Annotated in this window: 22 protein-coding genes; 12 read left to right on the top strand and 10 right to left on the bottom strand. The window is 40.9% G+C overall.

All coding sequences use genetic code 11. From position 1 onward, the window contains the following. Positions 1-81 precede the first annotated feature (81 nt). The gene (locus tag H5079_RS10525; RefSeq protein WP_182684034.1) at positions 82-756 is read right to left on the bottom strand and encodes a tRNA-uridine aminocarboxypropyltransferase; all 675 of its coding nucleotides are present in this window, start codon (positions 754-756) and stop codon (positions 82-84) included. A gap of 226 nt (positions 757-982) precedes the next feature. Here H5079_RS10525 and H5079_RS10520 point away from each other — a divergent pair, with 226 nt between their 5' ends. Beyond that, positions 983-1,435, top strand: a complete 453-nt coding sequence (locus tag H5079_RS10520; RefSeq protein WP_182684033.1) for an REP-associated tyrosine transposase — start codon at positions 983-985, stop codon at positions 1,433-1,435. Positions 1,436-1,866: 431 nt separating this feature from the next. Here H5079_RS10520 and lpdA read toward each other — a convergent pair whose 3' ends face one another. From lpdA to ampD, 6 genes are all read right to left on the bottom strand, one after another. Beyond that, positions 1,867-3,294 (bottom strand): dihydrolipoyl dehydrogenase, encoded by a 1,428-nt coding sequence (gene lpdA / locus H5079_RS10515; protein ID WP_011327104.1) that lies wholly within the window; start codon positions 3,292-3,294, stop codon positions 1,867-1,869. Between the two features lie 157 nt (positions 3,295-3,451). Beyond that, on the bottom strand, positions 3,452-5,398 hold the full coding sequence (gene aceF, locus H5079_RS10510) for a pyruvate dehydrogenase complex dihydrolipoyllysine-residue acetyltransferase (protein WP_182684032.1): 1,947 nt from the start codon (positions 5,396-5,398) through the stop codon (positions 3,452-3,454). Between the two features lie 10 nt (positions 5,399-5,408). Continuing rightward, positions 5,409-8,075, bottom strand: coding sequence for a pyruvate dehydrogenase (acetyl-transferring), homodimeric type (gene aceE / locus H5079_RS10505; protein WP_011327102.1), 2,667 nt, complete (start codon positions 8,073-8,075; stop codon positions 5,409-5,411). Positions 8,076-8,158: 83 nt separating this feature from the next. Continuing rightward, on the bottom strand, positions 8,159-8,908 hold the full coding sequence (gene pdhR, locus H5079_RS10500; protein WP_011327101.1) for a pyruvate dehydrogenase complex transcriptional repressor PdhR: 750 nt from the start codon (positions 8,906-8,908) through the stop codon (positions 8,159-8,161). Positions 8,909-9,230: 322 nt separating this feature from the next. Continuing rightward, complete coding sequence (gene ampE, locus H5079_RS10495; RefSeq protein ID WP_011327100.1) at positions 9,231-10,082, bottom strand: beta-lactamase regulator AmpE; 852 nt, start codon at positions 10,080-10,082, stop codon at positions 9,231-9,233. 13 nt (positions 10,083-10,095) lie between these two features. Further along, positions 10,096-10,650: a 1,6-anhydro-N-acetylmuramyl-L-alanine amidase AmpD gene (gene ampD / locus H5079_RS10490; RefSeq protein WP_182684031.1), complete on the bottom strand. Its 555-nt coding sequence runs from the start codon at positions 10,648-10,650 to the stop codon at positions 10,096-10,098. Between the two features lie 490 nt (positions 10,651-11,140). On the opposite strand from ampD, the gene nadC reads away from it, so the two are divergent. The 3 genes from nadC (at position 11,141) to H5079_RS10475 (ending at position 13,412) form a co-directional block, all read left to right on the top strand. Continuing rightward, positions 11,141-11,986, top strand: coding sequence for a carboxylating nicotinate-nucleotide diphosphorylase (nadC, locus tag H5079_RS10485; RefSeq protein ID WP_182684030.1), 846 nt, complete (start codon positions 11,141-11,143; stop codon positions 11,984-11,986). Positions 11,987-12,537: 551 nt separating this feature from the next. Then, positions 12,538-12,969, top strand: a complete 432-nt coding sequence (locus H5079_RS10480; protein ID WP_182684029.1) for a prepilin-type N-terminal cleavage/methylation domain-containing protein — start codon at positions 12,538-12,540, stop codon at positions 12,967-12,969. An 11-nt stretch (positions 12,970-12,980) separates the two neighbouring features. Continuing rightward, positions 12,981-13,412: a prepilin-type N-terminal cleavage/methylation domain-containing protein gene (locus H5079_RS10475; protein ID WP_182684028.1), complete on the top strand. Its 432-nt coding sequence runs from the start codon at positions 12,981-12,983 to the stop codon at positions 13,410-13,412. Here the strand turns inward: H5079_RS10475 and H5079_RS10470 are convergent. Next, positions 13,393-14,004, bottom strand: coding sequence for a fimbrial assembly protein (locus H5079_RS10470; protein ID WP_182684027.1), 612 nt, complete (start codon positions 14,002-14,004; stop codon positions 13,393-13,395). The genes H5079_RS10475 and H5079_RS10470 overlap by 20 nt on opposite strands. Before the next feature lie 124 nt (positions 14,005-14,128). On the opposite strand from H5079_RS10470, the gene H5079_RS10465 reads away from it, so the two are divergent. The 5 genes from H5079_RS10465 (at position 14,129) to yacG (ending at position 19,094) form a co-directional block, all read left to right on the top strand. Then, positions 14,129-15,355: a type II secretion system F family protein gene (locus H5079_RS10465; protein WP_182684026.1), complete on the top strand. Its 1,227-nt coding sequence runs from the start codon at positions 14,129-14,131 to the stop codon at positions 15,353-15,355. A gap of 35 nt (positions 15,356-15,390) precedes the next feature. After that, positions 15,391-16,287 carry an A24 family peptidase gene (locus H5079_RS10460; protein ID WP_182684025.1) on the top strand — a complete coding sequence of 299 codons (897 nt, stop codon included), beginning with the start codon at positions 15,391-15,393 and terminating at the stop codon, positions 16,285-16,287. A 1-nt stretch (position 16,288) separates the two neighbouring features. Beyond that, entirely contained in the window at positions 16,289-16,921 is a 633-nt protein-coding gene (coaE, locus tag H5079_RS10455; RefSeq protein WP_182684024.1) for a dephospho-CoA kinase, read from the top strand. Positions 16,922-17,041: 120 nt separating this feature from the next. Continuing rightward, positions 17,042-18,715: a type IV-A pilus assembly ATPase PilB gene (gene pilB, locus H5079_RS10450; RefSeq protein ID WP_182684023.1), complete on the top strand. Its 1,674-nt coding sequence runs from the start codon at positions 17,042-17,044 to the stop codon at positions 18,713-18,715. A 148-nt stretch (positions 18,716-18,863) separates the two neighbouring features. Continuing rightward, positions 18,864-19,094: a DNA gyrase inhibitor YacG gene (gene yacG / locus H5079_RS10445; RefSeq protein ID WP_011327088.1), complete on the top strand. Its 231-nt coding sequence runs from the start codon at positions 18,864-18,866 to the stop codon at positions 19,092-19,094. Between the two features lie 435 nt (positions 19,095-19,529). Here yacG and H5079_RS10440 read toward each other — a convergent pair whose 3' ends face one another. Beyond that, positions 19,530-20,015: a Spy/CpxP family protein refolding chaperone gene (locus H5079_RS10440; RefSeq protein ID WP_182684022.1), complete on the bottom strand. Its 486-nt coding sequence runs from the start codon at positions 20,013-20,015 to the stop codon at positions 19,530-19,532. Positions 20,016-20,179: 164 nt separating this feature from the next. Between H5079_RS10440 and H5079_RS10435 the strand changes: the two genes are divergently transcribed. The 3 genes from H5079_RS10435 to H5079_RS10425 are packed head-to-tail and all read left to right on the top strand — an operon-like array spanning position 20,180 to position 23,198. Then, complete coding sequence (locus H5079_RS10435; RefSeq protein WP_182684021.1) at positions 20,180-20,869, top strand: response regulator transcription factor; 690 nt, start codon at positions 20,180-20,182, stop codon at positions 20,867-20,869. Then, positions 20,847-22,262, top strand: coding sequence for an ATP-binding protein (locus H5079_RS10430; RefSeq protein WP_182684020.1), 1,416 nt, complete (start codon positions 20,847-20,849; stop codon positions 22,260-22,262). Before H5079_RS10435 ends, H5079_RS10430 begins: the two co-directional genes overlap by 23 nt. Positions 22,263-22,265: 3 nt before the next feature. Beyond that, the gene (locus tag H5079_RS10425) at positions 22,266-23,198 is read left to right on the top strand and encodes an alpha/beta fold hydrolase (protein ID WP_182684019.1); all 933 of its coding nucleotides are present in this window, start codon (positions 22,266-22,268) and stop codon (positions 23,196-23,198) included. A 660-nt stretch (positions 23,199-23,858) separates the two neighbouring features. Here H5079_RS10425 and H5079_RS10420 read toward each other — a convergent pair. Continuing rightward, positions 23,859-24,761 (bottom strand): cation diffusion facilitator family transporter, encoded by a 903-nt coding sequence (locus H5079_RS10420; RefSeq protein WP_310736337.1) that lies wholly within the window; start codon positions 24,759-24,761, stop codon positions 23,859-23,861. Between the last annotated feature and the right edge of the window lie 72 nt (positions 24,762-24,833).

The following is a 24,833-nucleotide window of genomic DNA, read 5'->3' as shown; positions in this document are numbered from 1 at the left end:
TTAACAAGCGCGGCATAAAGCCCCGCCTACGAGCAACTTAAACACCGATTTTAGTTTAATCTCTGCCTGAAACCTGCCCTTCTACTCTGGCCTACCTTTATTGCGTTTACCTAATAAGTACGCATCGCGGAATTTTATAAAGTGCTGTTCTAGTTTTATGGCTGCATCTTTCTCTCCCGCTAACGCTAGCACCATAATGGCCACTTCTGCGGTGCCAAGTTGATGCGCATGGGGAGCAACGCGAAGGCGGTAGTCTGAGAGTTTGTCGGCAGTGATCGATAATACCGGAAGGTTATCTAAATACGGGCTTTTGCGGATCATTTTTTTAGCTTCGCGCCAGGTGCCGTCTAGAAATATAAATAGCGGTTTTTTACCGGCTGTTATATTTACTTCAGTTACCGCTCTGCCCGGCTCTACATCTTCAGCAGGAAATACAACCATAGGTTGATATTGCGGATCGTTTATTAATGCTAAAAGTTTGGCATCGGGATCAGTTCTGTCCCATCTAAATGCATAGTTTTCAGGTACTATTTCGGCAATTAAACGCCCAGTATTTGAAGGTTTAAAGCTTTCATTATGATACATAAGTAAACACACTGCGGCGTCGCAATCGGCTTGTACAACCCCTTCACAAATACAGTAAAGCTCTGCAAGTAGGCATTGCTGGCAACGTGTCATTTTAGCGCCTCGAGCGTTAAACTCACGGCGCGATTCGCTTATTTGTTGGGCACGTAATGCTAAAACGGCATTTTTCACTGGGGGGTTTACCTTAAATAAATTAGGCGCGCATTGTAGCTATATTTGATGAAAATAGATATGTAAGGGCTTTAGGTATTAACAAGGTGATACAACCCTGAAGTCGGGAGTTTACCTCGCGCAATGTTTTTTAAACCTTAAACAAGCGCGGCGTAAAGCTTTACCTTAGGCAAATTTAAAAATCACTGCTACTTTTAAATTATGACTTTTCTAATGATTCTTTTAAATGAAAAATTCACAGCTACTTCGTAAAGGGCGTGTATCTTTAGCTAATCACTATTACAACGTAACTCTAGTTACATATGACAGACAATGCTTATTTACTGATCTTTATTTAAATAGATTATTAATAAATGAAATGAGAGTTCTAGAGGAACAAGGCGCATCTAAAACGATTGCCTTTGTGTTTATGCCCGATCATATACATTGGTTATTTCAATTAAAAATGAGCTCTTCTCTTAGCTGCTTGATTCGTACATTCAAAGGTCGCTGTACAAAACAAGCAAGGGATCAATTTTTAATACAAAAGCTGTGGCAACCTGATTTTTATGACCATTTAATTAGGGATGAAAGCGACTTAACTAATTGTGCTCGTTATATAGTAGCAAATCCCCTTAGAGCATCTTTAGTTAAGAGTGTTGCTTTTTATCCTCATTGGGATTGTATTTATATTACTTGAACTCGCGCAATGTTTTTTAATTTTAACCAGCGCGGCATAAAGCCTCGTCTACAACAAACACCTACCCGTAGGCGGTAGTTTACCTCGCGCAATGTTTTTTAATTAGCCAGCGCGGCATAAAGCCCCGCCTACAACAAACACCCACCTGTAGGCGGGAGTTTACCTCGCGCAATGTTTTTTGAACCTTAAACAAGCGCGGCATAAAGCCCCGCCTACAACAAACACCCAACCCCGTAGGCGGGAGTTTACCTCGCGCAATGTTTTTTGAACCTTAAACAAGCGCGGCATAAAGCCCCGCCTACGGACGGCCTAAACACTGAGCTTGGTTTGATCTCTGCCTGAAACCTAATACCTAATACCTAAAACCTGCTTTTTCGCCCATAAAAAAACCCAAGCTGGGCTTGGGTTTTTAAACAATTAACTAAAAGAAATTACTTTTTCTTTTTAACTGCTTTTTTATTTGGTAAGTCAGTGATTGAACCTTCGTAAATTTCAGCTGCTAGGCCGATTGATTCGTTCAATGTTGGGTGAGCATGAATGGTAAGTGCTAAGTCTTCGCCATCTGCGCCCATTTCTACTGCTAGGCCAATTTCGCCCAGCATTTCGCCTGCGTTAATACCAACCATAGCGCCACCGATTACACGGCCACTTTCTTTATCAAAAATAAGCTTAGTAGAGCCTTCAGTACGTGCAGATGCAATTGCACGACCTGATGCAGCCCACGGGAATACCGCAGTTTCAATGCTAAGGCCTTGCTCTTTTGCTTCTTTTTCAGTTACACCAACCCACGCCATTTCTGGATCTGTGTAGGCAATTGAAGGAATACATTTAGGATCAAAGTAATGTTTTTGACCAGAAATAACTTCAGCTGCAACGTGTGCTTCGTGAACTGCTTTATGCGCAAGCATAGGCTGACCAACAATGTCGCCCACTGCAAAAATGTGCTCAACGTTTGTTTTAAGCTGCTTATCAACATTAATAAAGCCGCGATCATCAACGTTAACGCCTGCTTTATCTGCATCAAGTAACTTACCGTTTGGTGTACGGCCAACTGCTACAAGTACTTTGTCGTAACGTACTGGTTCTGCTGGTGCGTTTTTACCTTCAAACGTTACATATAGGCCATCGTCTTTTGCGTCAATGCCCGTTACTTTAGTAGAAAGCATTACATTAAATTTGTCGCTTACGTACTTTTGGTAAATTTTAACAATGTCTTTATCAGCAGCAGGTACTAGTTGATCAGCAAATTCAACTACGTCGATTGCTGAACCTAGTGCACGGTATACTGTGCCCATTTCTAGGCCAATAATACCACCACCAAGTACAAGTAGCTTTTCAGGGATATCTTTAAGCTCTAGTGCGCCAGTTGAGTCAATTACGCGATCATCTTCTGGGATGAAAGGTAAGCTAACTGGTTTAGAACCTGCAGCAATAATTGCGTTATCGAACGTAATTGTTGTTGTACCGTCGGTGCCTTCAACAGCAATGGTGTTGCTGCCAGTAAATTTACCGTAACCGTATACAACTTTAACTTTACGCATTTTCGACATGCTAGTTAAGCCACCAGTTAGTTGGCCAATAACAGAGTCTTTCCATGAACGGATTTTGTCTAAGTCAATTTGTGGTGCGCCAAAAGTAACGCCATGATCGGCCATTGCCGCTGCGTCATCAATTACTTTAGCTACGTGTAAAAGCGCTTTTGAAGGGATACAACCCACATTTAGACATACACCGCCTAGTGTATCGCGAGACTCAACTAGTGTAACTTCTAAGCCCAAGTCAGCAGCACGGAAAGCCGCAGAGTAACCACCAGGACCACCGCCTAGTACAACAACTTGAGTTTTTAATTCGTTGCTCATGCTATTACCTTAATTATTTGAACGGGACACAGCCCCAAGGTTTAACTGCCATGCTTCTGCGAGGCAGAAATTCTGTGCAAAGATTGTATCATTGCAAATGGTAAAAATCCCAGCAAAAAACAACTGGCTGGGATTTGATTTCATACATTTTTAGCAATTACATCACTAATTGACGAATATCGCTCATGTAGCTTGCCAGCGTAACAGTAAAGCGTGCTGCTAGCGCACCGTCAATCACTCTATGGTCGTACGACATTGACAATGGCACCATAAGTTTTGGTTCAAACTCTTTACCATTCCATTTTGGCTTCATTTCAGATTTAGACACACCTAAAATAGCCACTTCTGGCGCGTTAACAATCGGCGTAAATGCCGTACCGCCAATACCGCCTAAGCTTGAAATAGTAAAACAGCCACCTTGCATATCTGCCGAGGTAAGCTTACCGTCGCGTGCTTTAACAGATACTTCCATTAGCTCGCGCGATAGTTCAATAATGCCTTTTTTATCAACATCTTTAAACACTGGTACTACTAAACCATTTGGCGTATCAACCGCTACACCAATATTAATGTACTTTTTAAGAATTAAGCTTTCGCCGTCGTTAGACAGTGACGAGTTAATAGTTGGAAATTCGGCCAATGCTTTTGCTGCGGCTTTCATTACAAATACTAATGGCGTAATTTTAACACCTAGCTTTTTCTTCTCGTTAAGGGCATTTTGCTCTTTACGGAATTCTTCAAGGCTGGTTATATCGGCTTCGTCGAACTGAGTAACATGTGGGATTTGCACCCAGTTACGGTGTAAGTTTTTACCCGATAGCTTTTGAATACGCGATAGTTTTTTCTCTTCAATTTCGCCAAACTTAGCAAAATCAACTTTAGGCCATGGAATAAGCCCAAGCTCACTGCCGCCTGCGTTGCCTTTACCTGCCGACAATTGACCAGATTCAACTTGCTTAACTAAGTTTTTAACATAGTTTTGCACGTCATCTTTTACTACGCGGTTTTTACGACCAGAGCCTTTTACGTTAGCTAGGTTTATACCAAACTCACGTGCTAAGCGGCGTACCACAGGCGATGCATGTGCATACGCGCTGTTATCAGCAAAGCTTTCGTTGCTAGCTGCTGGAGCAGATTGCGTCGCTGTTTCGGCTTTTGGTGCTGGCTTTTCGCTTTTAGCAGCAGGTGCTGATTTTTCGGCTTCAGGTTTAGCGGCTGCAGCAGGTGCGCCACCAGCAACTTCAAAAACAAAAATTAACGAGCCGGTCGATACTTTGTCGCCAGTAGCTACTTTAATTTCTTTAACTGTGCCAGCAAACGGCGCAGGAAGCTCCATTGCTGCTTTGTCGCCTTCAACGTTTAGTAACGATTGATCTTCAGTAACGCTGTCGCCAACGGCTACTAAAACTTCGGTCACTTCAACTTCGTCGCCACCAATATCAGGCACGTTAACTTCTTTTGTGCTTGATGCTGAGCTTCGCTCGGCTGCCGGTGCTGCTTTAGTTTCGGCTGGTGTTGACTCAGCAGCTGGTGCTGCAGACTCACTACCCGCTACTTCAAATACAAATACCAATGAACCGGTTTTTACTGTATCGCCAGTCGCTACTTTAATTTCTTTAACTGTGCCAGCAAACGGCGCAGGTACTTCCATTGACGCTTTGTCGCCTTCAACGCTTAAAATAGACTGATCTTCAGTAACGCTGTCGCCAACGGCTACTAAAATTTCAGTTACTTCAACTTCGTCATCGCCAATATCTGGCAAGGTTACGTCTTGTGCTGCAGAGCTAGAAGCCGCTGGTGCTGGTTTAGCGTCAGTTGCAGGCGCTTTTTGCTCTGCTGCACTGTCGCTTTTATCTGCACTTTCGCCTTCACTCTCGCCTTCAAAGATAAACACTAAAGAGCCAGTAGCTACGTTGTCGCCAACGCTTACTTTAATCTCTTTTACTGTGCCAGCTGTATCGGCCGGCACTTCCATTGATGCTTTGTCGCCTTCAACGGTTAGTAATGCTTGGTCAACTTCAACAAAGTCGCCAACGGCTACTAAGATTTCGGTTACTTCTACTTCATCACCACCGATATCGGGTACTTTAATTTCAATACTCATTGCAAACCTCTTATGCGTACAGTGGGTTAAGTTTGTTGGTGTCGATATTGAACTTTTTAAGTGCTTCAATAACTACCGACTTTTCAACTTCACCACGTTTAGCAAGTTCAGATAACGTAGCAACTACAACGTAGTCTGCGTTAACTTCAAAGTGACGACGAAGGTTTTCGCGGCTATCAGAGCGGCCGTAACCATCGGTGCCTAACACTTTATAGTTATTGCTTGGGATAAACGAACGCGCTTGCTCTGCGTAGTTTTTCATGTAATCGGTTGCTGCAACCGTTACTGAATCGTTTAATACGCTAGTGATATACGCTGTTTTTTGCTCGCCTTCAGGGTTAAGCATGTTAAAACGCTCAACATCTTGGCCATCGCGCGTTAGCTCGTTGAAAGACGTTACTGAGAATACGTCAGACGCAACACCGTAGTCTTCGCTCAATACTTTAGCTGCTTTACGTACTTCAGTCATAATAGTACCCGAGCTTAATAGCTGTACGTTGGCTTTTTTGCCTGCGTAGCTTTCTAGCTTGTAAATACCTTTACGAATACCTTCTTCAGCGCCTTCTGGCATAGCTGGCTGATGGTAGTTTTCGTTCATTAACGTTAAGTAGTAGTAAATGTTTTCTTGATCGTCACCATACATACGACGAATACCATCTTGAATGATAACCGCTACTTCGTATGCGTACGTTGGATCGTAAGAAATACAGTTAGGTACTGTGCTGGCAAGAATATGGCTGTGGCCATCTTCGTGTTGTAAGCCTTCGCCGTTAAGCGTAGTACGCCCTGCTGTTGCACCTAATAAGAAACCACGTGCTTGCTGATCGCCTGCCATCCATGCCATGTCGCCAACGCGTTGGAAACCAAACATAGAGTAGTAAATGTAAAATGGGATCATTGGTAAATCGTTGGTGCTGTACGATGTTGCTGCAGCAACCCATGACGACATTGCACCTAACTCGTTAATACCTTCTTGCAGTACTTGACCCGATGTAGCTTCTTTATAGTAAGAAACAATATCGCGATCTTGAGGTGTGTAGTTTTGGCCATGCGGGTTATAAATACCAATTTGGCGGAACAAACCTTCCATACCAAAGGTACGTGCTTCGTCGGCAATAATAGGTACTATGTTTTTACCAATGCCTTTGTCTTTTAGTAAAATATTAAGGGCACGAACAAAACCCATAGTGGTAGAAATATCACGTTTTTGTTCTTCAAGTAGCGGGTTAAACGCTTCTACTTCTGGCACTGTTAGCTTTTCGCTAAAGCGTGCAATACGCTTAGGTGTATAACCTTTAAGCTCTTCACGACGAGCGTGTAAGTAAGTGTGCTCAGGAGTGCCTTCTTCAAGTGTTAAATAAGGCAGTTCGGTTAGTTGCTCTTCAGATATTAAATCGTCAAGGCCTAGGCGTGAGCGTAGGTGTGCAACATGCGACATGTCCATTTTTTTAACTTGGTGCGCAATGTTTTTACCTTCAGCTGCTTCACCCATGCCGTAACCTTTAACGGTTTTAGCAAGAATAACAGTAGGACGACCTTTGGTTTCTTCTGCTTTTTTAAATGCAGCAAATAATTTAGATGGCTCATGACCACCACGCTTAAGCGCAAAAATTTCGTCATCTGTCATATCAGCAACAAGTGCTGCTGTTTCAGGGTAACGACCAAAGAAATGTTCACGTACATACGCGCCATTTTTTGCTTTATACGTTTGGTAATCGCCATCAACCGTTTCGTTCATTAGTTGTAATAGCTTACCGGTTTTATCTTTAGCCAGTAATATATCCCAACCGCTGCCCCACACTAGCTTAATTACGTTCCAGCCAGCGCCTTTAAATAGGCCCTCTAGCTCTTGAATAATTTTACCGTTACCCATAACTGGGCCATCTAGACGCTGTAAGTTACAGTTAACTAAGTAACATAGGTTGTCTAGCTTTTCGCGTGCAGCAAATGAAATAGCGCCACGAGACTCTGGCTCATCCATTTCGCCATCACCTAAAAAGGCATATACACGTTGGTTTTTAGTGTCTTTTAAGCCACGGCCGTCTAGGTATTTTAAAAAGCGTGCTTGGTAAATAGACGAAATTGGACCAAGGCCCATAGAAACCGTAGGAAACTGCCAAAATTCAGGCATTAATTTAGGATGCGGGTACGACGGTAAACCTTCGCCACCTACTTCTTGACGGAAGTTATCTAGCTGTGATGCCGATAAACGCCCTTCAACAAATGCGCGTGCATAAATACCCGGAGAAATATGCCCCTGGTAATAAACTAAGTCGCCGCCGTCTACATCGTTTGGTGCTTTAAAAAAGTGGTTAAAACACACTTCATAAAATGCCGCAGACGATTGGTAAGACGCCATATGGCCGCCTAAATCGAGATCTTTTTTCGATGCACGCAATACAATCATTATCGCGTTCCAACGAATTATTGAACGAATACGGCGTTCAATATTTACATCTCCCGGGTAAGCAGGTTCTTGCTCTACCGGAATTGTATTGACGTAGTTAGTGGTAATACCCGTTGGCATATCTACGCCATCTAAACGGGCTTGCTCTAACACTTGCTCAAGTAAAAACTGAGCTCGTTCAACACCTTCTTCGCGCACAACCGATTCAAGAGCTTGTAACCACTCTTGTGTTTCTAGCGCGTCTACGTCAATTTTATTGACTTCAGACATATGGAGGTTTCCTTATGTTTAAAATACGAATGTTGTGTATTTAACACATCCCACTTACTAATTTTGAGTAAGGATGTATTTGCTTAATTTTGTTTGGTGCGTCTTAAACTGCGTTCAATTCGCGAATGTTCTTTACCCGCTTCCAGTAATGCTTCTTCTATATATGCTAAATGCGCATTACTAGCTAAACGTGCTTCTTCGGGCTTACCTTCAATAACAGCATCCATTAGCAAACCACGGTGGTGGCCTAATTGGTTACTGATATCTGATTTTGTTAATAACACGGTTAAATTTTGCAATACATTTTGCTCAAGCAATGCCTGCATGCCTCTCACTAAATGTAGTAAAACAATGTTATGTGACGCCTCTGCAATACAAAAATGAAAAGCATTTATTGCTTTCGCTTTTTGTTGTAAGTCGTCTTGTACCAAAGCAATTTGATCAAAGCTTTGTTTTACTTTAATAAAATCGTTATTGGTGCCACGCAGTGCAGCGTAATACGCAGCAATCCCTTCTAATGCATGGCGAAATTCAAGTAAATCAAACTGCGACTCAGGGTGTTTACTGATCAAATCAAACAGCGGATCAGTAAGCCCTTCTTCGAGCTGATTTTTTACATACGTACCGCCGCCTTGGCGTCTGGTTACTAAACCTTTAGCTTCAAGCTTTTGAATTGCTTCGCGCAGTGATGGCCGCGACACTTCAAATTGCTTAGCTAACTCACGCTCCGGTGGCAGTTTTTCGCCTGGTGCCAACGACCCCTCAAGAATCATGTTCTCAAGTTGTTGTAAAATCACATCCGATAATTTTGCAGCTTTAATCTTTAAAGACATCAGTCAACGTCCGCGTTGTATAAATACCAAAAGCCCTTAAAACCAGGCTTTGAACTGAACAATTTAACCAAAAGGTAAATTGGTCATACCAAATTTTGACATACGGTAACAAAAAGCCTAATTGCTGTCAATTTACAGTAGCTTTAAGGACACTTAGCCAGCGTAACGCATTCAGCGCAAAGTTTAAAGAATACACAAAATAGTATAAATAAAGAAAGGTAAATGAGACGAAAATAAATTGGTCAGACCAGGGAGGGTAAAAGTGATAGCGGAGAGTTTAGGTGTTAGCCCGTAGGCGGGAGTTTACCTCGCGCAATGTTTTTTAATCCAGCCCACCAAACAGGGTTAATAATGCAATCAGTACTAAATAAAACAATACATTACGTTTTACCAATTTAATCATACAAGTGGCTTCGTACGCGCAGTCGTAGTAGCGTTTTTCTACTTGCTCTGCGGCTAAGGCAGTGTAAGTAACCACTTTGCGGTTAGGGCTTGAAAAATCAAGCGCGTAGCGTAACCAGCAACTAGTGCCTTTATTAAAGTTACCTATTACTAAATAACCAAAGCTGGTAATGCGCGCTGGTAACCAATCAAGCCAAAATAATAATCTGTGTAGCATTTTAGAATGCTTTGCTATTATTTCGTCGTCATCTTGCGTTACTAAATCTGCGAATGTGCGCACGAGTGCATATAAAACCGCACCGGCTACGCCTAATATTACAAACCAAAAAATCACCGCGCAGTAAAATCTAAAGTTAACCCATGCCAGGGTTTGTCCAACTGTTTCGCCGTCTTGCTCTTCTTCTGTGCGATTTTGGCCCATTTGCAGTGCATATAAGGTAGCCGCAGTTTTATCATCTCGGGTTAAAGCGTTTAAGTACGACTTATATAATGCACGCTGCTTAGCACAGCCAAAACACACGAGTAATATTGTTACATTAAAAATAAGTTGCCACAGCACAAAGTCAGACAGCAAATATAAACAACCAATAGCCAGTACAGGTAAAAGTAGCCACACTAAAAAGCCAACACCCGAGCCAAATACGCCTTTATTAGTGAGCAGGTTTGCCGAGCGATTTACATAACCGTCTGCGTAGTAGCTAATTTGCCAATGGGCTGAACGAGCACCTAAGCGCTCAAGTATTAATGCAATTATTATCGAAACCAAAATCATTGTTGTTACTCACTTAGCCTGATTGTTTAAGCATAGTTAAAAATAAATGCCAGTTAAAGCTACTACCGGGGTCTGTTTTTCGCCCTGGTGCTATATCGCAATGCCCTACAATTCGCTCTGTTGTTATATTTGGATAGCGTTGCATTATGGCTTTACTTAGTGTTTTTAAACTAGTGTATTGCGCTAAAGTATAAGCTGTGGTGTCGGTTCCCTCAAGCTCAATGCCAATGCTAAAGTTATTGCAGTTAGTTTGCCCGTTAAACTCAGACGCCCCAGCATGCCATGCTCGCTTAGTAAATGGCACGTACTGCACTAGCTCACCGCTGCGTTTAATAAAGCAATGTGCCGACACCCGCACACCGTGTAAATCGCTAAAGCTACTATGCGCTTCACAATTAAGCGTACCCATAAATAAATCATCAACATAGGGTGTACCAAACTGCCCCGCCGGCAAGGATATATTGTGAATTACCAATAAAGAAACGTCTGTATCACTCGGGCGCTCATCAAAATGCGAACAACCACGCTGCAAAGCACAATTTACCACCCCATTTAAATCTATGTTCATAATTTAAATCAAAAGATCTACATAACATCGATGCTAAAGGATTTAATTTAAAAATGATAGACGAAGCAATAAAAGCTTACCAAACAGCGAACTTGTAGGTGGGAGTTTACCTCGCGCTGTTTTTAAATTTTAATCAGCGCGGCATAAAGCCCCGCCTACGTGTAACCTAAACACTGAGCTTGCTTTGATCTTTACCTAAAACCGACCTTTTCACAAAGAGAGTAAATGAGAAGCCACTTAAACAACTAATTTACTTATTACTACTCTAAAGCGCAGCGCCCTCTTAGCCTCTTTGTGAATATGTTTTTCGCACTACGTGCGGCGCCCTCGCCTACAGGTAATTTAAACACCGAGCTTATCTCTACCTAAAACCTGAAACCTAAAACCTGCTCTTCCCTAAAACCTGATACCAGCCTTTACTACAAAGCTGGTTATTGCAATTCAAACATAGTAAAATTTGCTTAATTTATTTACTGTTACGAGCTTTTTTATGCCTATTCCACACACTTTAGTTAGTCAACTAGTTACTCTTGCACTTGGTGAAGATTTAAATTACCAAAGTGCTGAAAATGGCGACATTACCGCGCAACTTATTCCAGCAAACGAGCAAGCGAACGCTAAAGTAATTACCCGCGAAGACTGCATATTTTGTGGTAAAGACCTAATTATTGAAGTATTTAAGCAAGTAGACCCTAGTGTTGTAGTAAATGTACTAGTAAACGATGGCGATGCAGTTAAAGCTAACAGTACTTTATTTACAGCAACAGGCTCGGCTCGCGCTATTTTAACTGCCGAGCGTACAGCACTTAACTTTGTACAAACACTTTCGGGTACTGCTACTACCACAGCTCATTATGTAAAAGAACTTGCGGGTACAAAAACCCAACTACTCGATACCCGTAAAACCATACCTGGTTTACGCATTTTACAAAAGTACGCCGTTAAATGTGGCGGCGGTGCAAACCACCGTATTGGTTTATACGACGCGTTTTTAATAAAAGAAAATCACATAGCAGCGTGTGGCGGTATAAACAAAGCCGTGGCGCAAGCTAAACAAAACCAACCAAACAAACCAATAGAAGTAGAAGTTGAATCACTTGTTGATCTAAAACAAGCGCTTGATGCAGGTGCCGATATTATAATGCTCGACAACTTTAACGTAGAGCAAATTAAACAAGCTGTAGTGGTTACTAACAAACGTGCAAAACTTGAGGTTTCGGGCAATATGACCCTACAAACGCTTAAAACTTACTCACAAGCTGGGGTAGACTTTATATCAAGCGGAGCGTTAACAAAAAACTTACAATCAATCGATTTATCAATGCGATTTGATTAATAATAACGCAGACTTTAAATTTAAACTGCGCTAATTCATTGACAATAGATACTATAAAGCATTAAATAACCCGAAAGGATTGCTTTTTAACATTTTGTTAAATAAAATACTTTTTTTAAATATAATCCGTGTACTAAAAAGTAAAAAACAGTGGTAAACTCACGCTGTTGTACTATAAATGAATGTACCATTAATATAAAAGCACTAATTAGCTGGTTTAATATTAATGAGTGCAATGAAATGCATAAAAAAGTTAAGTATTTATACAGCTATACCTAAAAATATAAGCTAATTTATAAATATAAAAGCAACTCAATAACACATTAAAGTGCTAAATATTGGTAACTTTAATAACTAAATGCACAACGTGTTCTTGTTTATACAAACCAAAATACGCTGTACAGTAAAGTTTGTTCTTTAAATAAACAAGTTAAGTAAACTGTTTAAATAAACAAATTAAGTAAACAGGTTAAATAAACAAATTAAGCCAAGCACTAATGCTACTTAAATAACGCTTATTTACCACAACATTATCCTTTAGGAGAGGAAACATGAAAACAATGACACAACAGAACCAAAAGGGTTTCACCCTAATTGAATTAATGATTGTTATCGCAATTATCGGCATTTTGGCTGCAATCGCGTTACCGCAGTACCAAACATATACTAAAAAAGCACGTTTTTCTGAAGTTGTGCTAGCTGCATCTTCAGCTAAAGGCTTAATAGATGTATGTTTCCAAACACGTGGAGCTGGCGATTTAAAAAACTGTGATACTGCGGCTAAAATAGGTATGCAAGCTGGTGTTTCTTCTGGTAAAAATGTTGCTAGCGTGACACTTAAAGCTGAAACAGCAGCTATCACAGCCCTTGGAACATCTGACGTAAACAGTATGAACTATATTTTAGTGCCGACCGAAACAACAGGCTCTTTAACTTGGGCTGTAGATGACAAGAGTACATGTATCGCTGCAGGTCTTTGTTAAGAAAATATAAAATGAGGAAAGCCTACGGTTTTTCTTTAATAGAGCTAATGATAACTATCTCCATTATGGGGATATTAATATCATTAGCTCTGCCTGCTTATAACAACCATTATAAGCGCGCTAAATTTACCGAAGTCGTTTTAGCAACCAACACATTACAACGTAATATTGAAATTTGCTTTTATACAAAGGAATCTCTAAATAATTGTAATACTTTTAGCAAATTAGGCAGTAATAAATCAGACTTTTTAGCCCCTGAGTTTATCTCCGACATTGAAATTGCCAACACCACCCAAAGCATCCAAATAAAATCAACAGCTAGTAACGAAGCATCTATTTCTAGCGTAGGCGATACTTATATTATGCTTGCAACAATAAATGCGAACCAACTGCAATGGGAACTATTAGCAACTAGCACCTGCATTAACGAAGGGACTTGCTAAAAACAAGGCTACTACCATCCTTTGTAACATTTACTATACCTTTTTTTGTTATTACTACGCACTGTATCCCGCACTCTGTTGCATAACTTGATGCTTCAAAAAACTCATACATTTCTACTGGCGAAATCGACTCTTTAATAAGCTTATCGTACTTACTCCTATTAGTAGTACCTATTTTAGGCTCGTTAAAATTGTAAAAATGTTCCGAGGTTTCACTTAGCCTGGAATTACCTTTTGATACAGCAAAATAAGAGCTTTGCCATTTAATAATATAGGCAAGCCTTTGGCTGTCTATTTGAACAACACCATAACTAAATGATACAGCTTGCAGTAATACGATTAATAAAATATTGATGACATTTTCTTTCTTTGCTTTATCTGGTGAGAGTAGCCAAAAACTCAGTACTGGGCCTAAAATAAGATCTAAGGTAAATATTATTACCGCTAAGCCAACCAAATCTGTTAGCAAATAACGACCATCATAAAACCAATTTAAATAAATAAGCATTGCAGCAATAGTTAAAACCAAAGCCCCTAAGAGTAAATGTATAATTGACCACTGGAGTTTCTGTTTAAGTTTTTGTTTTAACATACATGATTCCATCATTTTGTTATAAGTTAGTAAAAGCTTTTGCATCAATTGTTTATGTGCAATTTTGCAGCTATTATATAGCACTAAGCTAAATGTTATACCTTCATGGTGATATGGAATCAATATGGCTAAACAACAAGAAAAAAAAGGGCAAGATACCTTTGAGTGGGTAGGCGTTAGCACTCGCGGGAAACGTTTAGAAGGTGAGTTTACAGGTTCTAGTGTTGCGTTAGTAAAAGCCCAACTGCGTAAACAGGGTATTACCCCCTCAAAAGTAAAGCGTAAAGCCAAACCGTTATTTGGTGCACGCTTACAAAAAATCACCCCTAAAGATATTGCCATAGTCACTCGGCAAATTGCCACCATGCTTATGGCGGGTGTACCGCTAATACAGTCAATTGAAATGATTGGTACTGGAGCGACTAATAAAAGCCTTGGTAAACTCATGGAAACCATTGCTGATGAAGTTAAAGCAGGCCAACCGTTATCGCGAGCACTAAGGCGCCATCCCCGTTATTTTGATGATTTATATTGTGATTTAGTGGCATCGGGAGAGCAGTCTGGCGCTTTAGATAAAATATTCGACCGGGTTGCCATTTATAAAGAAAAGTCTGAAGCGCTTAAATCAAAAATTAAAAAAGCGATGTTTTACCCTATCGCGGTATTAGTTATCGCACTTATTGTTACCTCTATATTGCTAATATTTGTAGTACCACAATTTCAGGATATTTTTGCCGGATTTGGCGCTGAACTCCCTGCTTTTACCTTATTTGTAATTGCTATATCGGAATTTATGCAAGAGTACTGGTGGATAATACTTATAATAATATTTGCCTTTGGTTGGGCTTTTAAAGAAGCACACCTTAAAAGTTTAAAGTTACGTGATGCTACCGACCGAGCTATATTAAAACTGCCCGTTATTGGTATGATTTTAAATAAAGCGGCTGTTGCCCGCTACGCGCGTACGCTTTCGACCACCTTTGCTGCTGGTGTACCGCTAGTTGATGCGCTGGACTCTGCCGCAGGCGCCTCGGGTAATGCGGTTTATCGTTATGCTATTTTAGAAATAAAAGCCGAAGTAAGCTCGGGTAATCAAATGAACTGGGCAATGCGTAATTCTAAAATATTTCCTGACATGGTAATACAAATGGTGGCTATTGGCGAAGAGTCGGGATCACTTGATAGCATGTTAGCCAAAGTAGCGACTATTTATGAGCAAGAAGTTGATGATGCGGTAGATGGGCTCTCAAGCTTGCTAGAGCCATTAATCATGGCCGTATTAGGCGTGCTAGTAGGTGGTCTAATTGTTGCCATGTACTTGCCTATATTCCAACTTGGCTCTGTTATTTAGTTTTTAAACTCATTATTTAATTATTTGGTCGTTATATGCAAAGTATTATAGAAGTAATGCAAAGTGAATTGTGGTTTTATTTAACCACTATTGGCTTGGTGAGTTTATGTGTTGGTAGTTTTTTAAATGTAGTTATTTACCGCTTGCCACTAATGATGCAACGCGAATGGCAAGGCGAATGCCGGCTGCTTTTAGAAAGCGAACTTAAAAGTAATAAAGCAGATGAAAGCGAGTCTTTAAACTCAACTTTTAATTTAATTAAGCCCAACTCTACCTGCCCTAAATGTAAAACCGCAATTAAAGCGTGGCAAAATATACCCGTAGTTAGCTGGTTATTTTTAAAAGGTAAATGCGCCAGTTGTAGTAACCCTATATCGGCTCGCTACCCTATTGTAGAGGCAATAACTGCACTATTGAGCTTAGTTGTTGCGTATAAGTTGGGTGCTACTGAGCAGGCTTTACTTTATATAGCAATTACTTGGGCTTTAGTGGCACTTACCTTTATTGATATTGACCATATGCTCCTGCCCGACCAAATTACCCTACCGCTTGTATGGCTGGCGCTTATTGCAGCAGTACTGGGCTATACCGTTACCCCAGCTGATGCCATTATTGGTGCTGCTTGCGGCTATTTGAGTTTGTGGAGCGTATTTTGGTTATTTAAATTACTTACCGGTAAAGAAGGCATGGGCTATGGCGACTTTAAATTACTTGCCGTGTTTGGTGCTTTGCTTGGCTGGCAATCGTTATTGACTATTATTTTGCTCTCGAGCGTAGTGGGCGCCATTATTGGTATTGCGCTATTAACGATTCAAGGAAAAGACAAAGCCACGCCCATTCCGTTTGGCCCCTACCTAGCTATTGCAGGCTGGATCACTATGTTATGGGGCGAGCAACTGCAAGCTAACTACTTTAATTTAATTGGTTACTAATATGAGCGAACAAGCAGTTAAAGTAACAAACATTAATAATTGGGTACTGGGTTTAACTGGCGGTATAGGCTGTGGTAAAACGGCTGTAAGTAATATGCTTGAAGCGCTGGATATTTGCGTTGTTGATGCCGACATTATTGCTCGCCAAGTAGTTGAGCCAGGCAGCGAAGGGTTAAAGGCAATTGTTGCACACTTTGGTGCTGATATACTCTTAGCCGACGGCAACTTAAACCGCAGTGCTTTACGCGAGCTAGTTTTTAGCAATACTGAGCATAAAAGCTGGTTAAATACGCTATTACATCCACTTATTCGCCAGCAAATTATTACCGATTTAAATAACGCCACCAGCCCTTATGTGGTACTGGTTGCCCCGCTACTTTTTGAAAATGGCCTTGATAAATACTGTAACCGCACTTTACTTATAGACGTGCCAAAAAACGTGCAAATAGAGCGTACGGTTAAACGTGATAACATAAGCTTAGATCAAGTAAATAGTATTATTACCGCGCAAATGTCACGTGAACAAAAACAACAACAAGCAGATGATATTTTAAATAACGATCGCAGCTTAGCTTTGGTTAAACACGACTTAATTGCTTTACATAAAGGCTATTTAAAATTGGCGTTAAAATAGCCATAAATTATAAAAACAGCTATTTTAGTTGCTAAAATTAGCCTAGATTGTGATGGGCAATGTAATCCCTGCTTTTTTCTGATAAATTGCTAACTATTGAAGGATTTATACAGGTGCGCAATGAATATTAACTCACCGTTATTAAGAAAATTTATTACCCTTGGCCGTGTTGATGCCAATATAGTAAAAACTAAACAGCAAGAGTTTGCCTCTACTGCTGAGCTTATTGCTAAATGCGGAAAAATTGACAGTAAAGATTTAGCGGCGCAATGCATTGATTTATTTAGGGTGCCTTTTTTTGATTTAAAAGACTTTAATACTGCACTTATTTCTCCTGAGTTAATAAAAGAAAAACTGATCCGTAAGCATCATATTTTGCCTTTAGTACAAAAAGGCAGAAAAGTGTATATTGCCGCCTCTGATCCTACCGATTACGGCGCATTTGAAAACTTTGAATTTAGTACTGGTTTGTCTTGCGAAGTGGTAGTGGTTGACTACATTCAACTCGATAAAAAAATAGAACAATTGCTTGATGCCACTGGCAGCTTAAATTTAAGCGATGACGAGTTTAAAGAGTTTGCCGAACTAGACGCCGATATACAAAAAGACACTCCTAAAGACGATGATAAAGACGATGCACCAATCATTGTTTACATCAATAAAATATTAATGGATGCGATTAAAAAAGGTGCGTCTGATTTACACTTTGAACCCTACGAGCACAAATACCGAATTCGCTTTAGAATTGACGGTATTTTGCACGAAGTAGCCAGCCCACCAAACAGTTTAGCTACTAAGCTTTCCGCGCGTATTAAAGTAATGTCGCGCCTTGATATTGCCGAAAAACGTAAACCACAAGATGGCCGCATAAAGCTAAAAATAACCGAGCGTAAAAGTATCGACTTTCGGGTAAGCACCATGCCCACTTTATGGGGCGAAAAGATTGTAATGCGTATTCTTGATTCATCTAGCGCCATGCTTGGCATTGATGTATTAGGTTACGAACCCGAGCAAAAAAAGCTGTATATGGATGCGCTTGAGCAACCACAAGGAATGATATTAGTAACTGGGCCTACAGGCTCGGGTAAAACGGTATCGCTTTACACCGGCTTAAATATATTAAACCAGCCAGAGCGCAATATTAGTACCGCCGAAGATCCGGTAGAAATTAACCTCGAAGGGGTTAACCAAGTACAAATTAATATTAAAGCCGATATGACCTTTGCCAACGCATTGCGCGCATTTTTACGCCAAGATCCCGATGTAGTAATGGTAGGTGAAATACGTGACCTAGAAACCGCCGAAATATCAATTAAAGCGGCGCAAACAGGTCACTTAGTGCTTTCGACCTTGCATACTAACTCAGCGCCCGAAACCATTACCCGCTTATTAAACATGGGCGTACCTGCATATAACGTAGCAAGTTCAATTAGTTTAATTATAGCTCAGCGCCTAGCGCGCCGCTTATGCCCTAAATGTAAAACACCTGAAAATTTACCTAGTGAAGAACTGCTACGTCAAGGTTTTAGCCAGCAGCAAATTAGTGAAATGACCTTGTATGCTCCTAAAGGTTGCGAAAACTGTACCGATGGTTATAAAGGCCGTGTAGGTATTTACGAAGTAATGAAAATTACCCCAGAAATAGCACAAATTATAATGCGCGGTGGTAACTCACTAGAAATAGCTGAAGTGTCGCTTAAAGCCGGATTTAATAACCTGCGTTTATCGGGCATTCGTAAAGCCGCCGACGGCATGACCTCCTTAGCTGAGATTAATCGGGTAACGAGTTTTTAATATCAGGTATCAGGTATCAGGTATCAGGTATCAGGTATCAGAAAAATGATACGACTCTATAAAAGCCAATACAATACTAAAAGCATTTAAACTGACTTATAGTTTGGCTATTAGACAGCACCATTTAAAACAAGATTGAGAGATTACTATGCCAACTATTGTTAACTGCCCAACCTGTAAAAGTAAGGTTGAATGGTCAGAGCAAAGCCCACACCGCCCGTTTTGTTCAAAACGTTGTCAGCTTATTGATTTAGGCGAATGGTCGTTTGAAAATAACAGAATTTCAGCCCCTATCACTTCAGCTGAAGATTTTAGCCAAGACATGATTGAAGACATAGAAGCCATGATGGCAAAAAATGAAGATGACTTTTTTAAGTGAAAATAAATTTTAGAGAGCAGCAAAGTATATAAGCCAAGCACCTTGCTTGGCTTTGTCTTTTGTCTGGAATTTGTAGGCGGGAGTTTACCTCGCGCAATAGTTTTAGAGTTTAACTAGGCGGCATAAAGCCCCGCCTACAATAAACCCCCAACCCGTAGGCGGGAGTTTACCTCGCGCAATAGTTTTTAAGTTTTAACCAGCGCGGCATAAAGCCCCGCCTACGAGTAATTTAAACACCGATCTTGGCTCTAGCTAAAACCAACCTTTTTCACAAAGAGAAGACAATGAGAGCAAATGAGAAGCCATTTAAACAACTAATTTACTGTTTACTCCTCTAAAGCGCAGCGGCTCTTAACCTCTTTGTGAATATATCTTTAGCACTACGTGCGCGCAGCGCGGTGGCAAGCCCCGCCTACGGGTAATTTAAACACCGAGCTATTTTGAATGTTTTTTCTTACCCATGCGCTTTTGCATTTTTGCAAACTTTTCTTGCTGCTCTGCATTTAGAACTTGCCACACTTGGTGCTGAGTTTTTAATTTAATTAAACCCATTTCCTCACCTTTTTCGTGGCGTTGAGCTAGTAGCTCTTTTGCTGCATTTTCGTCAAACGTTGCTGCTGATAACAAGCTTTCCGTTTTAGCTTTGTGAGCGGTGCGCTGTGCTTTACGCGTTTCTTTGTCGGTGCCTTTAAGTGCTTGCATTTGCGTTTTTTGTGCTGCAAATATAGCTTCTAATTTAGTTTGCTGCTCTTGTGTTAAATCGAGTTTATCAGCGCCGCGCTCCGATAGTAAAAAGTGCGCTTGTGAGTGGCGACCTTGCTTATGCATATCGCCTTTGGCCATAACACTGGTTGCACCGAAAGTAGCGGTTGCTAAGCCACAAATAAGTACTAGTTTTGAAAGTGTATTTACTTTAGTCATAATCATTACCTTTACTATTGGATTGGTTGTTTTAATCTGTTGAGCTAACTATACCCGCTGCAATGCAAAGTAACGCAAAGCAGTGTAAAGGTTATGTAAAGATTCACTTTTGTACTATTTAGCAGGTAAAATCAGCTCATACGGCACAACTCAAGGGTTTGAAAATGAAACTATTAATGATTGATGACGACACAGGTTTGTGTGAGCTATTAAGCGAGTATTTAACCGCGCAAGGATTTAACGTGCAAAGCGTACACGACGGCGAGCAGGGCTTAAAACTAGCGCAAGCGAACGACTACGCACTAATACTACTTGATGTAATGCTGCCTACCCTTGATGGTTTTGAAGTACTTAAACAACTTAGGCAAACCAAGCTTACACCGGTAATTATGCTTACCGCCAAAGGCGAAGATTTTGATCGTATTTTTGGCCTTGAACTTGGCGCAGACGATTACATACCTAAACCTTTTAATCATCGTGAATTACTTGCTCGAGTTAAAGCAATTACGCGCCGTATTGAACATATAACCACCATGAATGCCACTAGCAATAATAAATTAGTGGTTAACGGTATTATTATTAATTTGGCTGCTCGTGAAGCCTTAATTAAACAAACAACCTTAACCCTTACTGGCACCGAATACGAAATACTCGCATTACTTGCCAAACGTGCTGGCGAGGTGGTTAGTAAAGAGCAAATAAGTGAAGATGTACTTGGCAGGCGCTTAGCCTCGTTTGATCGCTCTATTGATATGCACGTTAGCAACATTCGTAAAAAAATAGCTGAACACCTACCTAACGAGCTAATTAAAACCATTAGAGGGACGGGCTATGTCTTTATTCAAGGCGAATAAATTGGCAAGTTTTAGCTGGCTTAAACACCCTCGGCACTATTTGTTTTTTAAAATCTTTACTTGGTTTTGGTTAACTATTATTGGCACAGGTGCGGCACTTATATTTTTAAGTAGTGTTACAACTATTAACTCTGTTAGTTATAACCCTTTGCATGGCCCAATGGAAAAAAACTTAGCTTATACCGCTAAAAACATTGAGCGCTCTACCATAAAGCACAAGCGTTTGCTTAACGATACGCTAAAGCACCCTCGACGTACTAATGGTAAGCTTTTGTATTTAAATGCAGAGCAGCTAGAAGATTCGCTAACAAATAAAAGCATACCCGCCGATGTTGATTTAAGCTTGCTTAACTTTACTAAGAGCATGCCGCCGCAAGTTATTTATACCGAAAAATACCAAGCAATTGGGCCAATAAAAATTAGAGTACCTGAGGGTGATTTTTATTTATATGAAATAGATATTTACAACCATACGCCGCTATATCTGCGGTTAAAGTTAATGCCGGGTTGGATAAAAATATCAATTGCTATTATTGCCTCACTTATTTTAAGTTTTTTATTTAGCCGTAACTTAATTGCCCCTATTAATAGCTTAAAAAAAGCCGCTATAAAACTCTCTGCGGGGGATTTAACAGCGCGCGCCGCAATTTCGGTAAATCGTAAAGATGAGCTGGGAATATTAGGGCGCGACTTTAACCGTATGGCCGACCAATTAGCGCAATTAATTAGCGCACAAAAGCGCCTACTAGCCGATATATCACACGAGCTACGTTCGCCACTTACTCGCTTAAAAATGGCGACCGGCCTTGCGCAAATGCAAGCTAACGAAGCCAGCCAATCGTATTTACTTCGCATAGAAAAAGAAGCCAACCAGCTTGATAAAATGATTGCCGATGTATTGCAAGTGTCGCGTTTAGAGGCAAATAGCCAAGCGTTATCGCTACACAAACAGTCACTGCAAGATATTGTTGATCATGTACTTAACGATGCCACCTTTGAAGCAAAACAGCACAACAAGCAACTGCAAGTAAGCGGCTCGGCGGCGGTAACACTAAATTGCGATGAAGCGCTAATTGCCAGCGCACTGGAAAACTTACTGCGCAACGCGATTAAATATGCACAGCACACTATTAGCCTTACCCTAAAGCACGGTGATGCCATTTATATTGAAATATGTGATGATGGCCCAGGTGTACCAAACAACCAGCTTAGCAAGCTATGTGAGCCGTTTTTTAGGCAGTCAGATGCGCGTGACCGAGTGAGTGGTGGCACGGGTTTAGGCTTAGCGATTGCCAAAAATGCGATTATTGCTCATGGCGGCAGCTTGGTTTTATCAAATAAACCACAAGGTGGCCTGTGCGCCATGGTTACTTTGCCAATAATAAAAGAGTAGCGAATGTTTTACAGTAGTGAAAACGAGCTTGTTAATAATCAACCCAGTATTAATGATTTTTATAACAACACCCTAGTTAAAGCCTATTTAAATACCCCTGCCGGGCAGTTATTTTACGCCTATGCAAAACCTGAGCATGCGCATACCGCGATTGTTATTAGCTCAGGGCGCATTGAAGGGCTTGATAAATACAAAGAGCTATTGTGGGAGCTGTACAGTAATAATTTTGCCGTGTTTATTGTTGATCATCAAGGCCAAGGTCGCTCTTACCGACAGTTAGCCAATAAGCATAAAGGCTATGTAAAATGCTTTACTGATTATCGCCACGACCTGCATTTATTTAATCAACAAATTGTTGATAACCACTGGCAAGGCAAAAAAATACTGCTTGGCCACTCAATGGGCGGCGCAATTGCCTTTGACTATTTAGCTCATTTTGAAAATAACTTTAGTGGGTTGTTTTTATCGGCACCTATGTTTGACATTCACACTAAAAACACTCCAAAACCGCTGGCAAAACTAATTGCTAACGCAGCTGTTTTTTTCGGTTTTTCACAAAGTTATGCCCTAGGGCAAAACGATTACAGCCCAGAAGAGTTTGCTTTAAACTCATTAACTAGCAGCCAAGTGCGTTATAAAAACTTTAGGCAAACTTATCAAGACCCACTACTGCAACTTGGTGGCGTAACCTATGGTTGGCTACAAGCCGCATTTACCTTTATTGCATCGGTTGATAAGTTAAGCATTAATATTCCGCTGTTTATTGCCAGCGCAGAGCGCGACGAAGTAGTAGATAACGCCGCGCAATATAAATTAGCAAACCGACATAACCAGGCAATAATAAAGAGCTTTGCCGGTGCTAAGCACGAACTATTATTTGAGCGTGATGAAATACGCCAGCCATTGCTAACAAGTTTGTACCAGTTTTGTGAATAGGTGTGGAAGAGCTGGTTTTAGGTATTAGGCGTCAGGTTTTAGGTAGAAAAAAACCAAGCTCGGTGTTTGGGTTAACCATAGGCGGGGCTTTATGCCGCGCTTGTTAAGCTTTTAAAACCCTGCGCGAGGTAAACTAACGTCTACGGCAAAGGTTTAGATTTGAGGTATTAGACGTCAGGTTTCAGGTAGAGAAAAAACCAAGCTCGGTGTTTAGGTTAACCATAGGCGGGGCTTTATACCGCGCTTGTTAAGCTTTTAAAACCCTGCGCGAGGTAAACTAAACTCACGCCTACGGCAAAGGTTTAGGTTTTAGGTATTAGGCGTCAGGTTTTGGTAGGAGTTAGCCAAGCTCGGTGTTTGGGTTAAACCGTAGGTGGGGCTTTATGCCGCGCTTGTTAAATTTTTAAAACCCTGCGCGAGGTAAACTCCCGCCTACGGCAAAGGTTTATGTTTGAGCTGTTAGGTTTCAGGTAGAGAAAAAACCAAGCTCGGTGTTTGGGTTAAACCGTAGGCGGGGCTTTATGCCGCGCTTGTTAAATTTTTAAAACCCTGCGCGAGGTAAACTAACGTCTAAGGCAAAGGTATCAGGTTAAATCCGGTGTTTGCTTGGTTTTAACCTGAGATACCAGCTTTGCTTACGGCTCAGTTACTGCGGCTCCCTCAGTGTCCCTCAGTGTCACTCAGTTCCACGGAAGACAAAGGGTCTAGGTGAATTAGAATATCAACTTCTGACTCAAATTCTTTAGTGATCATTGCCTCTACTTCATCGGCTACATTGTGCGCGCGAATTAAACTTAGGTGATCATCTAGCTCTAAATGTAATTGAATAAACTTAACTTTCCCACCTTGACGGGTACGCACACCGTGTACACCGCGCACATCGATATGGCTTTTCGATACATCTAAAATACGTTGTTTTTCTTCGTCTGGCAGCTCTTTGTCCATTAAGTGATCTGCGCTATCTCGGGCTATATCCCAGCTGTTATAAAGTAGGTAACCGGCAACGCCAACTGCAAAAATAGGGTCGGCGTACAACACCCCATAATACGAGAGTAAAATAGCCAGTAGCACCGCAGCATTTAAAATTAAATCGCCTTTGTAATGTACTGAGTCGGCTTTTATTGCGATAGATTCGGTATGTTTAACTACTTTATTTTGTACAAATACAATCACTAACGTACAGGCAATGGCAAAAATACTTACCCATACACCTAATAATGAATGAGTGAGCTCTAAAGGATTAAACAAGCGCTCTATACTATGAAATGCTAACAAACAGCCAGAACCTGCAATAAATGCGGCCTGCCCTAGCCCAGCAAGCGCTTCGGCTTTACCGTGACCAAAACGGTGGTCATCATCAGCGGGGCGCAGCGCATAACCTAATACTAAAAAACTCATAGCTGTGGCGGTAATATCCATGAGTGAATCGGTTAATGAGCCCAGCATTGACGCTGAACCCGAGGCAAGCCATGCCCAGGTTTTAGCTGCAATCATTAAGCTCACCATGACCATAGTGACTAAACTAGAGGTTTTTACCCAAAATTCGTAACTGCGATTATGCACGTATTTATCCGTTAATAAGTGTATTGAATAAAGTGAGTATATCAGTTTTTTACACGCTTTCTGTGTATACTG

This window comes from Pseudoalteromonas sp. SG44-5 (assembly GCF_014164175.1).
Taxonomy (GTDB): domain Bacteria; phylum Pseudomonadota; class Gammaproteobacteria; order Enterobacterales; family Alteromonadaceae; genus Pseudoalteromonas; species Pseudoalteromonas nigrifaciens.
The sequence above is the reverse complement of the archived record's forward strand: the minus strand, read 5'-3'. Positions and strand labels throughout refer to the sequence as shown.

Coding starts and splice junctions, on each gene's coding strand:
- H5079_RS10430 (WP_182684020.1), top strand. CDS start 20,847: ATGTCTTTATTCAAGGCGAATAAATTGGCAAGTTTTAGCTGGCTTAAA.
- ampE (WP_011327100.1), bottom strand. CDS start 10,082: ATGATTTTGGTTTCGATAATAATTGCATTAATACTTGAGCGCTTAGGT.
- H5079_RS10470 (WP_182684027.1), bottom strand. CDS start 14,004: ATGTTAAAACAAAAACTTAAACAGAAACTCCAGTGGTCAATTATACAT.
- pilB (WP_182684023.1), top strand. CDS start 17,042: ATGAATATTAACTCACCGTTATTAAGAAAATTTATTACCCTTGGCCGT.
- lpdA (WP_011327104.1), bottom strand. CDS start 3,294: ATGAGCAACGAATTAAAAACTCAAGTTGTTGTACTAGGCGGTGGTCCT.
- H5079_RS10480 (WP_182684029.1), top strand. CDS start 12,538: ATGAAAACAATGACACAACAGAACCAAAAGGGTTTCACCCTAATTGAA.
- nadC (WP_182684030.1), top strand. CDS start 11,141: ATGCCTATTCCACACACTTTAGTTAGTCAACTAGTTACTCTTGCACTT.
- aceF (WP_182684032.1), bottom strand. CDS start 5,398: ATGAGTATTGAAATTAAAGTACCCGATATCGGTGGTGATGAAGTAGAA.
- H5079_RS10435 (WP_182684021.1), top strand. CDS start 20,180: ATGAAACTATTAATGATTGATGACGACACAGGTTTGTGTGAGCTATTA.
- coaE (WP_182684024.1), top strand. CDS start 16,289: ATGAGCGAACAAGCAGTTAAAGTAACAAACATTAATAATTGGGTACTG.
- H5079_RS10475 (WP_182684028.1), top strand. CDS start 12,981: ATGAGGAAAGCCTACGGTTTTTCTTTAATAGAGCTAATGATAACTATC.
- H5079_RS10460 (WP_182684025.1), top strand. CDS start 15,391: ATGCAAAGTATTATAGAAGTAATGCAAAGTGAATTGTGGTTTTATTTA.
- H5079_RS10465 (WP_182684026.1), top strand. CDS start 14,129: ATGGCTAAACAACAAGAAAAAAAAGGGCAAGATACCTTTGAGTGGGTA.
- pdhR (WP_011327101.1), bottom strand. CDS start 8,908: ATGTCTTTAAAGATTAAAGCTGCAAAATTATCGGATGTGATTTTACAA.
- H5079_RS10425 (WP_182684019.1), top strand. CDS start 22,266: ATGTTTTACAGTAGTGAAAACGAGCTTGTTAATAATCAACCCAGTATT.
- H5079_RS10440 (WP_182684022.1), bottom strand. CDS start 20,015: ATGACTAAAGTAAATACACTTTCAAAACTAGTACTTATTTGTGGCTTA.
- H5079_RS10520 (WP_182684033.1), top strand. CDS start 983: ATGAAAAATTCACAGCTACTTCGTAAAGGGCGTGTATCTTTAGCTAAT.
- yacG (WP_011327088.1), top strand. CDS start 18,864: ATGCCAACTATTGTTAACTGCCCAACCTGTAAAAGTAAGGTTGAATGG.
- ampD (WP_182684031.1), bottom strand. CDS start 10,650: ATGAACATAGATTTAAATGGGGTGGTAAATTGTGCTTTGCAGCGTGGT.
- aceE (WP_011327102.1), bottom strand. CDS start 8,075: ATGTCTGAAGTCAATAAAATTGACGTAGACGCGCTAGAAACACAAGAG.